This window comes from Butyrivibrio sp. AD3002, from assembly GCF_000420905.1.
Taxonomy (GTDB): Bacteria; Bacillota; Clostridia; order Lachnospirales; family Lachnospiraceae; genus Butyrivibrio.
The window spans coordinates 502562-516197 of the sequence record NZ_ATVV01000001.1 but is presented as its reverse complement, the minus strand read 5'-3'; the positions used below and the strand labels follow the sequence as shown (position 1 = coordinate 516197).

12 protein-coding genes and 1 other annotated feature (1 of these 13 only partly in view) are annotated in these 13636 nt (G+C 40.7%); of the genes, 11 read left to right on the top strand and 1 reads right to left on the bottom strand.

Annotated elements, in window-relative coordinates; genetic code table 11:
- Positions 1-14 precede the first annotated feature (14 nt).
- The 5 genes from fliK to G596_RS23375 are packed head-to-tail and all read left to right on the top strand — an operon-like array spanning position 15 to position 5927.
- Entirely contained in the window at positions 15-1949 is a 1935-nt protein-coding gene (fliK, locus tag G596_RS0102225) for a flagellar hook-length control protein FliK (protein WP_022760204.1), read from the top strand.
- Between the two features lie 12 nt (positions 1950-1961).
- Positions 1962-2279, top strand: a complete 318-nt coding sequence (locus tag G596_RS0102220) for an EscU/YscU/HrcU family type III secretion system export apparatus switch protein (RefSeq protein ID WP_022760203.1) — start codon at positions 1962-1964, stop codon at positions 2277-2279.
- Positions 2280-2284: 5 nt separating this feature from the next.
- Positions 2285-2665 carry a YraN family protein gene (locus tag G596_RS0102215; protein ID WP_022760202.1) on the top strand — a complete coding sequence of 127 codons (381 nt, stop codon included), beginning with the start codon at positions 2285-2287 and terminating at the stop codon, positions 2663-2665.
- A gap of 23 nt (positions 2666-2688) precedes the next feature.
- Entirely contained in the window at positions 2689-3393 is a 705-nt protein-coding gene (locus G596_RS0102210) for a response regulator transcription factor (RefSeq protein ID WP_022760201.1), read from the top strand.
- Positions 3394-3395: 2 nt separating this feature from the next.
- Positions 3396-5927 carry a sensor histidine kinase gene (locus G596_RS23375; protein ID WP_022760200.1) on the top strand — a complete coding sequence of 844 codons (2532 nt, stop codon included), beginning with the start codon at positions 3396-3398 and terminating at the stop codon, positions 5925-5927.
- Between the two features lie 34 nt (positions 5928-5961).
- Here the strand turns inward: G596_RS23375 and G596_RS0102200 are convergent, their stop codons facing one another.
- Positions 5962-7161: a ribose-phosphate pyrophosphokinase gene (locus tag G596_RS0102200; RefSeq protein WP_022760199.1), complete on the bottom strand. Its 1200-nt coding sequence runs from the start codon at positions 7159-7161 to the stop codon at positions 5962-5964.
- A 96-nt stretch (positions 7162-7257) separates the two neighbouring features.
- Here G596_RS0102200 and G596_RS0102195 point away from each other — a divergent pair, with 96 nt between their 5' ends.
- The 6 genes from G596_RS0102195 to G596_RS0102170 all read left to right on the top strand — a co-directional run bounded on the left by G596_RS0102195 (position 7258) and on the right by G596_RS0102170 (position 13457).
- Entirely contained in the window at positions 7258-8616 is a 1359-nt protein-coding gene (locus G596_RS0102195; protein ID WP_022760198.1) for a DUF512 domain-containing protein, read from the top strand.
- A complete protein-coding gene (der, locus tag G596_RS0102190) occupies positions 8613-9944 on the top strand; it encodes a ribosome biogenesis GTPase Der (RefSeq protein WP_022760197.1) in 1332 nt (443 codons plus the stop codon). The genes G596_RS0102195 and der overlap by 4 nt, the downstream gene beginning before the upstream one ends.
- Positions 9945-10064: 120 nt before the next feature.
- Positions 10065-10730 carry a glycerol-3-phosphate 1-O-acyltransferase PlsY gene (gene plsY / locus G596_RS0102185; RefSeq protein ID WP_022760196.1) on the top strand — a complete coding sequence of 222 codons (666 nt, stop codon included), beginning with the start codon at positions 10065-10067 and terminating at the stop codon, positions 10728-10730.
- A gap of 10 nt (positions 10731-10740) precedes the next feature.
- Positions 10741-11763, top strand: coding sequence for an NAD(P)H-dependent glycerol-3-phosphate dehydrogenase (locus G596_RS0102180; protein ID WP_022760195.1), 1023 nt, complete (start codon positions 10741-10743; stop codon positions 11761-11763).
- 201 nt (positions 11764-11964) lie between these two features.
- A complete protein-coding gene (locus G596_RS0102175) occupies positions 11965-12639 on the top strand; it encodes a hypothetical protein (RefSeq protein ID WP_022760194.1) in 675 nt (224 codons plus the stop codon).
- A 119-nt stretch (positions 12640-12758) separates the two neighbouring features.
- Complete coding sequence (locus G596_RS0102170; RefSeq protein ID WP_022760193.1) at positions 12759-13457, top strand: hypothetical protein; 699 nt, start codon at positions 12759-12761, stop codon at positions 13455-13457.
- A 51-nt stretch (positions 13458-13508) separates the two neighbouring features.
- Positions 13509-13636: a binding site (T-box leader), on the top strand (it continues 125 nt past the right edge of the window).

Below are 13636 nucleotides of genomic sequence, written 5' to 3'. Positions count from 1 at the left end.
GAAAGCGTGCCTGCATGAGTATCATTCAGAATTTGACCGGTAACAGGCCTGTTGTACAGGTTGATGGCCATATTGTTAATCAGAATGCTGCAAAATCGCAGGAGTCATTGCGCTCTTTGGAGACAGGGGAGAGACTGTCCGGCAAGATTATTTCCATGTCTGATGAGAATGGGGCAAAAAATGCCCAGATAAGACTTGGAGACGACACTGTAATAAATGCAAAGCTCCAGGATGGCATGTACCTTAAGGAAGGACAGACAATATCTTTTCAGGTGCGCGGAACATCCGGACAGATAACACTTACACCTCTTTATGAAAATACTTCTGTGGATCCGACTGCTCTGAAAGCGCTAAACGCAGCAGGAATTGAGGTCACACAGGATACCGTTAACATGGTAAAGACCATGATGGAAAACGGGATGGGAATTGACAAGGATTCCTTAAATGCCATGCAACAGACGGTGAATTCTCACCCTGAGGCAGAGGTTACTTCTCTGGTTCAGATGAAGGCTCTTAATATTCCAATAACAGAACAGAATATCGGGCAATTTGAAAGCTATAAAAATTATGAGCATCAGGTTGTGGAGACCATGAAATCTATTATGGATGACCTTCCCGAGGCTTATAATCAGCTTGTACAAAATGGTGAGGGTGAAAAGGCAAATGATCTTTACGGGAAGATATTGAACATGCTCTCTGAAGGTGCAGAGCATATGGAGCAGACCGTGGTCAAGGGTGATGCTGCCACGATGATTCAGGAGCGGAATGCAGCAACAGGGACAAATCCCGCGACAGGTGAAGTTGCAAATAACGCAGAGGCGACGAACGGCGAACAAACGATTCTCGCCGAAGGTGAAAACGAAAGTACAGTTTCGCTTCAGAACAATGATGCAAAAGTTATAACTGCAAATGGAGAGAATATTATAAATTCGGACGATGGTGTGGCGAGTGATGCACAAAAGCCCGGCAATGTGCAGAATGCGCAAAATGCTGTAGGTGATGATCCGAATATCAAAGAGCTTCAGGTGAACTCTGAAGAAACGCAATCCGGAAAAGTTACAGAGAAAGCAGCCGGTGACCAAAGTGCAAGTACACAGAAAATGGTTTTTGATAATGACTTTGCCAAGCTTATCAAAGAACTAAACACAAATACAGGAGCTACCGGTGACCAGATACAAAAGCTTATTGCTCAGGCCGGCACGGGTAAAAGTACCGAGATTGATCAGATGGCTCTTATAAAAGAACTCGCTGATGCTTATCAGGCAGCATCACATTCAGCTGAAAATAAGGAAGCTGCTTTTTCAAAAATATTCAGTAGTAATGAGTATAATAAACTCATGAAAAATGTGATGCAGGAAGAATGGCTGATAAGACCTGATGATGTGAGCATAAAGGAGAATGTTGAAAATCTCTACACAAGACTGAGTACACAGGCCAAGCAGCTTACCCAGCAGCTTACAGAGAGCCTTGGACCTGAGAATAAAGTTGCACAAAGTGCAATGAATCTCCAGAATAATATTGATTTCATGAATCAGATCAACCAGATGTTTCATTATATTCAATTGCCTCTTAAGATGGCAGACCAGGATGCTCACGGTGATCTTTATGTTTATTCAAACGGCAAGAAAAAGTTTGAACCGGGAGATACGGTAAGTGCGATCCTGCATCTGGATATGGATAATCTCGGACCGATCGATGTTTATGTGAAGATGAAAGATACCAATGTAAAGACAAATTTCTATGTCGCAGACGAATCGGTTATTGATCTTATTGCAGAGCACATCGGGGAGCTGAATGATAGGCTGAATAAGCGAGGATACACTATGGAAGCGAGGATGATGCTTCATACCGATCAGGATGAAAACAGTGAGGATCCGCCCGTCAGCAGTTTGCTTGATTCAAAAAAGACAGCTTTTTTATCAACAACATCATTTGATGCGAGAGCATAAGAGGGCTAAAACATGGCAGATAACAGTGATCTTGAAAAAGGAAAGACGAAGGATGGAAAACCAAAGCAGGCGATAGCTCTTGCGTATGATCCAAATGAAGACGGGGCTCCCCGCGTTATAGCAAGCGGAAAGGGCATCGTGGCCGAAAGAATTATTGATGCTGCTAAAGAGCAGGATATCCCGATTCACGAGGATTCGAAGCTTGCAGATACTCTGTCGAAGCTGGAAATCGGTGAAATGATTCCTCCCGAGCTTTATGAGGTAGTGGCTGAGATTCTGGTATTCGTAGATGCTATGGATAGGATTAAGGCCAAAGAAAATAATAGATAAGTTTTATGAATAAAAGAGAAACAGGACAATATTATGAAAATCTCGCCTGTGAGTATCTTTCGGAAAATGGAGCAAAGATTGTTTGCAGAAATTTCAGGAGTAAAAAGGGTGAGATCGATATTATAGCAAGAGATGGAAAATATCTTACATTTGTTGAGGTGAAATACAGAACATCAGCTCGTTTCGGGGAACCGGAAGCGGCGGTGAATTCCCGGAAGCAGAAGACAATCTGCCGGGTGTCGGATTTTTATAAAATACGGTTCGGTATAAGCGAGGAATGCCCGGTAAGATATGATGTTGTTGCCATAAAGGTTGACGAAACATCAGCTATTCATATAAGATGGCATAAAAATGCTTTTTCATATATTCCCTACAATGCGTGGTGATAATAGAGGAGGATTTACAGATAGTGCAGAACGTTTTGGTATGTGATGACGATAAAGAGATAGTTGAAGCTATTGAGATATATTTAAAACAGGAAGGAATTAATGTTTTTAAAGCCTTCAATGGCATTGAAGCATTGGAGATTGTAAAAACAAATGAGATTCATGCGGCTATCATCGATATTATGATGCCGGTAATGGATGGAATTCAGTGCACAATGAAGATAAGAGAGCACAGTTCCATCCCGATTATTATTCTTTCCGCCAAATCAGAGGATGCGGATAAGATTCTAGGACTCAATATTGGTGCGGACGATTATGTGACTAAGCCATTTAATCCGCTTGAACTTGTGGCCAGAGTAAAGTCAAATCTACGTCGCTATACGGAGCTTGGAAATGCGGATACAAAGGATGCCGATGATGAATACATTTTCCGCGCCGGCGGACTTGTTCTCAATGACAATTCCAAGTCTGTAACCGTGGACGGAGAAGAGGTCAAGCTTACCAAAATTGAATACAACATTCTGATGTTCCTTATCAAGAATAAGGGGAAGGTGTTTTCTATCAGCCAGATATACGAGAATATCTGGAACGAGAACGCCGTGTCTGTTGATAATACTGTTGCAGTACATATCAGACATATCAGGGAAAAAATTGAGATTGATCCCAAAAATCCCAAATATCTTAAGGTTGTTTGGGGGGTAGGCTATAAAATCGACACTGAGGATTGATAATGTTTGATAAAATATTCAGGCATAAGACCATGTCCTGGATCAGCAGATATATACTTAGAATTTTTCAGCACATATGTCTTGCTGCGGTAGTTGCTCTTGTTTTTTATATTTATAAAGGGTCTACCTTCACGGGCACGGACGGTGTTGTCTATAATTTGCAGAAGGACGACATCGGAAAAGAATATGCCGATTCGGAGCTTTTTAATTCAATATTATTTGATAATCTGAGAAATGCGGTGGAGCTTGCCGCATATCAGACTCTTTTTGAGACCGATGGAGTATATAACGGAGATAAAAATATTGATGTAACCGCTTTTATTAACAGAAATACAGTTTTACAGAGCGATTATATTACTGCGGTTTACCCGGTTTCAAATCTGATCAAGTGGTCCCAGAATGGCTTTGAATATGATGATGCGAATTTTACTACAAAAGAGAGCAAGGATTTCTTATCTGCTACTACAGTATACACGCATCTCTTGAAAAATAATGCTGAGGGTGGAATGAATGCGTTCTTAAACTCTCAGCTTGAAAACAATGCGGTAAGAACCAATGTGAAGGAAGTCGATAAGGACGGAGCCGGATCACATACTGTTTTGATTCCCAGATATAAAACCATTAACGGTGAAAATATCGAGGATATTGTTTCGGGCTGGGATGAGTATAATCAGCTATGTGCAAATATCACCGAGACCGCATCCACAATGGCTGCAGGGTATGAGCGTTATGATGCATATAAGGACAAATATTCGTTTTACAAATCGAATTTCAGATATTATATCACCAGAACGATTAACGCCCGCACTGAAGTATTTACAAATGTTGATTCACTTAAGAGCGGCACAAACGGACTGAATTTGAAGGATGTTTTCAAGTCCTACGGAAGGTATATTTATTACTGCCCTTATGATATCGAATATTCAACCAATACTCAGATAAGCGAGGATTCCTTAAGACAGCTTCTTGGCAATTATCAATATGCCTTCCCCGATCAAATGAAGTTCTATTTTGCAATCGATATTAACAAGACTGCCAATATAGATGATTTCAAGGTTGGAAAAGAAGCGTTTAACAGGTATATGCCGTACTACAGGCAACTGTATATAATAAGTGCAATTTTCGCGGTGATGTATGTGATTGTACTTGTCCATCTTTCAATATATGAAGGACGAATCGAATACGCTGACGGAAAAGTAGGCGGGATTGAGAGAATAGATGTTATCCCGATAGAAATTGTGTTTGTGTTTTCACTGGCTGTTTTGGGTATTTTGTTTGGGCTATTCCAATTCGCCATCAATAATTATGAAGTTGTTAAATATAACACAATGAATATGTCGCTTCTTGCAGGAGGACTCTCTTTTGTAGGTGATAATGCCATATGTTATGCAATTTACAGCATAATCAGAAGAGCCAAGGCAGGACAATTATATAAAACATCCCTGTTTAAGTTTATTATCGGGCTGATTCATAAGCTTTTTGGTAAGATGACACTCAGGCAGAATCTTTTTGTGAGAACGGTGCTGCCGTTTTTGACTTCTACGCTGCTTAATCTATATCTTATTCTCAGATGGGGCGCTGTAGGAATTGTTATAGTTGTAGTCCTTGACGTTGCTGTGGCGTTATATATTATAAACCTTAACAATGATAAGTTTATCATCCTTGATGCGCTAAAAAGGATTGCTCAGGGCGAGATTGATGTCAAGGTGGATGTTAATAAGCTTCACAGCAGTAATGTCTACTTTGGGGAAGAACTAAACAAGATTTCGGTTTCTGTTGAAGAAGCTGTAAATCGAAGTATGAGAGATGAGAAGCTGAAGGCTGACCTTATAACAAATGTATCGCATGATATCAAGACGCCTCTTACATCCATAATCAATTATGTTGATCTTCTGAAAAGAGAAAACATTGACGATCCGAAAGTCAGTGAATATATAAGGATACTTGATAATAAGTCGCAGAGACTGAGGCAGCTCACAGACGATCTTGTGGAGGCTTCGAAGATTTCTTCCGGCAATATTACACTTACGATAACGGAGCTCAATTTTGCCGAGTTTGTAAATCAGATTCTTGGTGAGTTCTATGAGAAATTCGAGAGCTTCAGGCTGGTGCCCATTCTTAAGTGCGAGAAGTATGATGTGTTTATTCAGGCTGATGCAAGACAGCTGTATCGTGTCATCGAGAATCTTTTGAACAATGTATGCAAATATGCTCTTCCGGATACAAGAGTATATATGGATCTTTTAGTGACAAAAACGGAGATAGGTGTCAGCAAAGCAGTTTTCTCTGTTAAGAACATCTCGAAAAATGAGTTGAATATAAACGCGGATGAACTTACAGAGAGATTCATAAGAGGAGATATTTCCAGAAGTACCGAAGGTTCGGGACTTGGACTATCCATTGCAAAGAGTCTTACTACAGCAATGGGAGGAGAGTTTGAGATTATTCTTGACGGTGATTTGTTCAAGGTAAATGTGGGATTTGAAACCGGAAAATTCAGCAACGGAAATCCCGCTTCGGAAAAAATGGGATAAATAATAAAAAAGACTATTAAAAAATGAGGACCTGTTAATCAAACAGGTCCTCAGCTTTTGCTGCTCTGGCATTATATTTATCAATGATACTGTGAATAGATTCTGTTGGAGTAATAACGTTACTGAGCGATGCATCGTGGTTCATGAAATCGATGACTGTCGCAAGGAATTTACTCATGTCAGCAATGTGATAATACTCTCTGTTCATAAAGTCAGGATTCTGATAGATGAGATTAGTGGTTATAAGCGCATCGAAGTCACCGTTTTTATAACCCTCATCGAATACTTCCATTCCGTTGGTGAAAAGACCGAAGGTTGTGCATATAAATACACGCTTTGCGCCCTTTTTCTTGAGCTGTCTGGAGGTGTCTATCATGCTCGAACCGGAGGAAATCATATCATCGATTATGATAACGTCCTTGCCATCAATTGCGGAACCGAGATACTCATGTGCCACAATGGGGTTGGAACCGTTTACAACTTTGCTGTAATCACGTCTCTTATAGAACATTCCGGTATCAACGTTAAGAACATTTGCAAAATAAACCGCTCTGTCCAAAGCGCCTTCATCAGGACTTATAACGGTCAGATGTTCCTTATCAACAGTAAGATCATCAATTTCCGAAATAATAGCCTTCATGAACTGCGGTGATGCCATAAAGTTATCAAAACCTGAAATAGGAGCTGCATTGGATATTCTGGGATCATGGGCATCAAAGGTAATGAAATTGCTTATACCCATGCTGTAAAGCTCCGAGAACATAACTGCGGCATCAAGCGATTCGCGATTGTTCTTGTTGTGCTGTCTGCCCTCGTAGAGGAAAGGCATAATGATGTTTATCCTTCTTGCCTTACCGTTGATGGCAGCAATGACTCTTTTTAAATCCTGATAGTGATCATCGGGAGAGTAGTAATTACCATAACCATACATTTTGTAGGTCATTGAATGATTCATAACATCGGTGAGAATGAAGACATCCTTACCTCTAAGTGACTCATAAATCTGAGCCTTGCTCTCACCGCTTCCGAAGCGGGGATTAGCATATTTAACCCTGTACTCATCCTTAACATATCCCTGAAAAGCGGGGTCATTACCCGGGGTGTTGTGAAGGTCGTGTCTGAATTCGACAAGACGTGCATTGACCAGTTCTCCAAGTCCTTTGGCAGACTCCATGACCATGAGCGCGATCGGAGCAACCGGTATTGATGAATCTAATTTATGAAAATCAGGCATTTTATCTCCTAACAAAAATAATAATAGATTTTTTACGCTATTATCTTATTGTATCTTATACTGACACGTCAAGAAATTTAATGTATAATCAGTTTTATGGATAATAAAGGACATTTGATAAAAAAGGTTGAACCCGGAAGCATAGCGGACGAATTGGAAATTGCCGCCGGGGATTATTTGCTTGCAATAAATGGTCAACCTATAGAGGATATATTTGACTACCAGTATATGGTACAGGATGAAGAGCTCACCCTTCTTGTTAGAAAACCGGACGGAGAAGAGTGGGAGCTTGACATAGAAAAATATTACGACGAGGATCTTGGCATAGAGTTTGATAACGGACTTATGGATGACTACAGATCCTGCTGCAATAAATGTATTTTTTGTTTTATAGATCAGATGCCACCGGGGATGAGAGAGACGCTGTATTTTAAGGATGATGACGCGAGACTTTCCTTCCTTCAGGGGAATTATGTCACTCTTACAAATATGAGTGATAAAGATATCGACAGGATTCTGAAATATCATCTTTCTCCGATAAATGTATCATTTCAGACTACTAATCCTGAACTTCGCTGCAAGATGCTAAATAACAGATTTGCCGGCGAAGCACTGAAAAAGGTTGACAGGCTTTGCGAGCCGGGTACCGGAATTGAGCTGAACGGACAGATTGTTCTGTGCAAGGGTGTTAATGACGGGGAAGAACTTCACAGGTCGCTTACCGATCTATATAATTACAGACCAAATCTTAAGAGTGTTTCAGTAGTTCCGGTCGGTTTGTCCAAATACAGGGATGGTCTGTTTCCGTTGGAACCGTTTGAAAAAGATGATGCCGTAGCTGTAATAAAGGAAATCAATTATTGGCAGGAGAAGTCTTTTGAGGAATACGGAGACCATTTTGTACATGCCTCGGATGAGTGGTATATGATTGCACAGCTTCCGATTCCTCCCGCAGAAGCGTATGACGATTACGGACAGCTTGAAAACGGAGTGGGGATGGTTAGGCTTCTTCTGGATGAGTTTGATGAAGCGCTTAGGGATGCAATAGAAAACGGGGTCGATGGCATTCCGTTAAGTGAATATAAAGGAGAGGTGTCAACTGCTAGCGGCAGGCTTATATATCCGTTTATATGCGAGATGGCAAGAAAGCTTACCGAAGCAGCACCGGGACTTACGGTTCATGTTCATGAAATTATAAATAATTTCTTTGGTGAGAGAATAACCGTTACAGGGCTTCTTACAGGACAGGACATAATTGCACAGCTTAAAGGGCAAAAGCTTGGAGATGCGCTGATACTTCCACAGAATGTACTTAGGGCAGGAGAAGATTATCTCCTGGATGATGTGAGAGTATCCGATATCGAGAGCGAGCTTGGGGTTAAGGTTCGCATTATAAAAAGCGGAGGTATGGATTTCATAAGGGGACTAATTACGAAGCAGGATGGTATTTTATGAAAAGAAAAAACATAGTTGCGGTAGTGGGACGACCCAATGTAGGAAAAAGTACCCTGTTTAATGCAGTTACAGGGAAAAATATCTCTATTGTTGAGGATACTCCCGGTGTTACCAGAGATCGAATTTATCAGGATGTCGAGTGGCTTAATTACAATTTCACACTTGTGGATACAGGCGGTATAGAACCGGATACAAATGACACGATTCTCGCGCAGATGAGAGCTCAGGCTGAAATAGCGATTGAGACTGCCGATGTTATCATTTTTATGTGTGATGTAAAACAGGGGCTGACTGATGCGGATTCACAGGTTGCGGATATGCTTAGGAAATCCAGAAAACCGGTTGTTCTTTGCGTCAATAAGGTGGACAGCTTTAAGCGTGATTCCATGGATGTTTATGAGTTCTACAATCTGGGAATCGGTGAGCCGTTCCCCATAAGCGCTGCGAATAAGCAGGGAATCGGAGATCTTCTTGAGGAAGTTACCAAGAACTTTACAGCGTCTGACAACGAAGAGGAAGAGGATGACTCAATAAGAGTTGCTGTTATAGGTAAGCCCAATGTTGGCAAGAGCTCTATAATAAACAGACTTTGCGGAGAAAACAGACTTATTGTGTCAGATATCGCAGGAACTACAAGAGATGCGATTGATACAGAGGTAAAATATAACGGTAAGAAATATACCTTCATAGATACCGCAGGCCTTAGAAGGAAAAACAAGGTCAAAGAAAAGCTCGAGGAATTTATGATCCTGAGAACTGTTACCGCGGTTGAAAGAGCTGATGTGGCTGTCATAGTTATAAATGCTGATGAAGGGGTCACTGAACAGGATGCCAAAATTGCTGGAATTGCGCATGATCGCGGCAAGGGAATCATAATTGCGGTTAATAAGTGGGACCTTATCGAGAAGGACAATAAGACGGTTAATGAGTTCACAAAGGATGTAAGAAGCGTACTTTCCTTCATGCCTTATGCAGAGATTATTTTTATTTCGGCCGAGACCGGACAGCGACTTGTAAAGCTGTATGACATGATAGATGCAGTAAGTGAGAATCACGCTATGCGTGTTGCGACCGGTGTCCTCAACGAAATAATGATGCAGGCAGTGGTAATGCAGCAGCCTCCGTCAGACAAGGGTAAAATGTTAAAGCTCTACTACATCACCCAGGCTGCGGTTAAGCCGCCTACTTTTGTAATTTTTGTTAATGATAAGAAGTTGATGCATTTTTCCTATACCAGATATATTGAGAATCAGATAAGGGGATCTTTCGGATTCAAGGGTACACCACTTAAGTTCATTATCCGAGAGAGAACTAATGACAAGAAGTAAAGTAAGAAATACACATTAAAGTAAGTAAAAAAGAGAAGGGGACTCTAAAATATATGCCTTCTCCCTGGGGAGAAGGTGTCAGCGAAGCTGACGGATGAGGGGGCCCGGGAGGGGATTCGTATGATTGCTAGAGTTTTGTGTCTGTTAATTGGCTATGCTTTCGGCCTTATTCAGACTGCTGTAATTTATTGCAGGATGAAAGGTGTGGATATCAGAAATGTCGGAAGCGGCAACGCCGGTACAACAAATACGCTTCGTGTTCTTGGGGCAAAAGCCGGATTTACAGTACTTTTTGGGGATATGCTTAAATGTATAGCGGCTGTAGTGGTTTCTTCATTTTTATGTAAGATGATTCTTGGTGACGGATATGGTGACATGAAGTATCTGTTGAAGATATATACTGCTGCAGGATGTGTCCTGGGGCATGATTTCCCCTTTTATATGAAATTTAAGGGCGGAAAAGGAATAGCTTGTACGGCAGGATATATTCTTGCATTTAAATGGACCTTCGTGATCGGAGGACTACTTGCATTTCTGATTCCTTTTAATATCACTCATTTTGTATCTCTTGGCTCACTTTGTCTTTATGCAGTATTTTTTATCCAGCTCGTAGTAGAAGGACAAATGGGACTTTTAAACATGTCTCAGCCGCACCTTATTGAAATGTATATTATAGCATTTGCTATGACTGCGCTTGCGTTTTATCAGCACAGAACCAATATTGGAAGGCTGATTCGCGGTGAAGAGAGAAAAACCTATATTTGGAAGAAAAATAAAGTAGATTGAGGAGGATAATGTGGACAACAGTATAGCCGTCATAGGCTCCGGAAGCTGGGGAATTGCACTTGCATGGAGACTCTGGAAAAACGGATCGGATGTTACCTTATGGGCGAGGAGCAGAGAATCTGCCGAGAGGCTCAGAACTTACAGAGAGGACAAGGACAAGCTTCCCGGAGTAATTTTGGATGGAAGTATAAAGATAACGGATAACCTCGAAGGCGCATTAAAGAACAAGGATATGGTAGTAATAACGGTTCCTTCTGTTGCAGTCAGAGAGGTTTGTAAGAAAATGAAACCCTATCTCATGCCTGAGGAAGAGGGGCACCAGATAATCGTTAACTGTGCTAAAGGAATCGAAGCAGAATCCCTTATGCTTATGTCTGATGTTATTCTTGATGAACTCCCGGGAAGGGATGTGGCTGTTCTTTCCGGCCCGTCACATGCCGAGGAGGTTGGAAAGGATCTGCCGACAACTATTGTTGTAAGTGCATTCTCCAAGGATACCGCAAAAGAAGTTCAGAATACGTTTATGGCTGATACATTTCGTGTATATACCAGCCCGGATATGCTTGGTATAGAGATAGGCGGAGCCCTTAAAAATGTTATTGCGCTTGCGGCAGGAGTTAACGATGGACTGGGGTATGGTGACAATGCCAAAGCAGCTCTCATAACAAGAGGCATAGCGGAAATGTCCAGACTTGGAGTTGCTATGGGTGGCGACTTTGAGACATTTTCGGGATTGTCGGGAATCGGTGATCTTGTCGTGACCTGTGCATCTATGCATTCGAGAAACCGCAGAGCTGGAATTCTTATCGGGCAGGGTAAAACCGCTGACGAGGCAACCAAAGAGGTAAAGATGGTTGTGGAAGGAATTAATAGTGCATCAGCTGCGCTTGCACTTTCGAAAAAGTATGACGTTGAGATGCCGATTGTCGAGCAGGTTAATGAGGTATTGTTTAACAATAAACCGGCGATTGAAGCTGTTACGGATCTTATGAACAGAGAAGGTAAGGACGAAAACGACCTTCAGGGATGGTAATTTAAGCTCACATACCATTTAACAATGGTATGTGAGTTTTTTTCGTAAATATAAAATAATTATAAAATTTTATTTCATTTTTTCCTCCAAATGTGGTAATATTACAAAGTACGTTTTAAGCTGATAAATCATTTAATGAGTTATGGGGCTCATTGCTGAAATGATTTGTCTTCTATATGAGAGAGGAAAGAGGAAAAGAAAATGAGAAAAGTATTGAAAACACTCGCAGGCGTTGTTCTTGCATGTGCTATTACATTCACTGCAATGCCTCAGACAGCATTTGCTGCCGGAATTACTACTGTAAATGTAGGACAGACTAAGAAGGTACAGTCAAAGTATTATAAGGGTGCCAAGGCACACAAGGCAAAGGTTACCTGTCACGACAAAAGATTTATGGGATCTTCCCAGGGCTACAATGTATATTATGTTGATTTTACATTGCAGAACACAAAATTCACCACAGATGAATGTATAGGAATTAATAAGGAATGCTCCAGGAAAGGTTTGTCTTCACTCTCGACTTATACTTGGGTTCTTACAGATAGTCAGGGTAATGATATAAACGGTACCAGAGCAGCAGTTTCAGCGGAATATTCAAGTATCACAAAGTCAAGCAGTGAGTTTACAAAGAAAGCTGTATACAGAAGCGGATATTACAGATATCATTGTAGTGTTTCTACTCCTAAGAGCAGAAATTTCAAGCTTATGGTTGTATGTCCTGCTTATTCACCGGACGTTTGCGTTGGTATAGCAGGTCTTAAAAAGGGTCAGCCTTCATACAGCGCATTGAATTCCTATCAGTATGGTTATTGCACATTTAATCAGGCAGGATTTGGTGGAAGCAAAAAGAACATTGCAGCTATCAGACTTCAGTAATTAAAAATCGCATTAGTGAAAGGGATTGGTCTCGCACCGATCCCTTTTTGTATTTTTTTGAACGAAGCTCATTGAATTTGATATAATATCCTTGATCAAAAAATATAGAGGAATGGTATATGAAAAAAGTTTTTAAAATCCTTTCAATGGTTATTCTCGCATCTGTAATAGTATTTTCATACACACCCCATACTGTAAGTGCTGCAGCATATTCGCAGGGTATGCTAAATACATCTGCAAAAGAGAACGGCACATATACGATAAAGACATATTTTCCCGGTATCGGTTATCAAAAGATGAAAGTGAGATTTGATACTGTAGAGAAAAAAGATGGGGAATTCGTATACAACGGTAAAAGCTATAAGGCAAAGCGGGCCAAAGTATCAATTCATTGCTACTACCCAAAATCGACGCTCAATAAAATCAAAAACAATGCAGCAAAGATTGTTATGGCAAGTAAGCATAAAAACAGTGCTCTTGATCGTGGCTCATTTATACTTGATGCGGACACGGGACGTTTGGGTTCTGTACTTTCCTGTAAAATGATTGTCACAAATAGAGAGTTAAAAAAACTTGTACAGAGAAAAGGAAATGTTAAGGCCAGTTATACAATTACCCAAAATTGGGATGTAACATATGATGTTACATATCCTAAAAAAAGTGAAGGGAAACTTCTCATAGGTATCACGGGAGTTAAAAAGGAGATTGGAAAGAATAGTGGTGGTTTTTCAGAGTTTTCAAGTGGCCGGGCATCTATTACGAGTACCCCATATTTCAAGAAAAATATGAAGTCGCTTTCAATCTGGACAAAAATCTGAATTAAAAAATTATATTCTTGACAATAAATCAAAAATATTGATAATTATTACGTAAAGGCTATGAATGGAATAAGTAGTCTAATGATTCAGCCACAGAGAGTTGCCGGTTGGTGAGAGGCGCGGATATGCTCATTAGATGAATACATCCGGGAGCTGCGCGGAGGAATGATATATCTAGT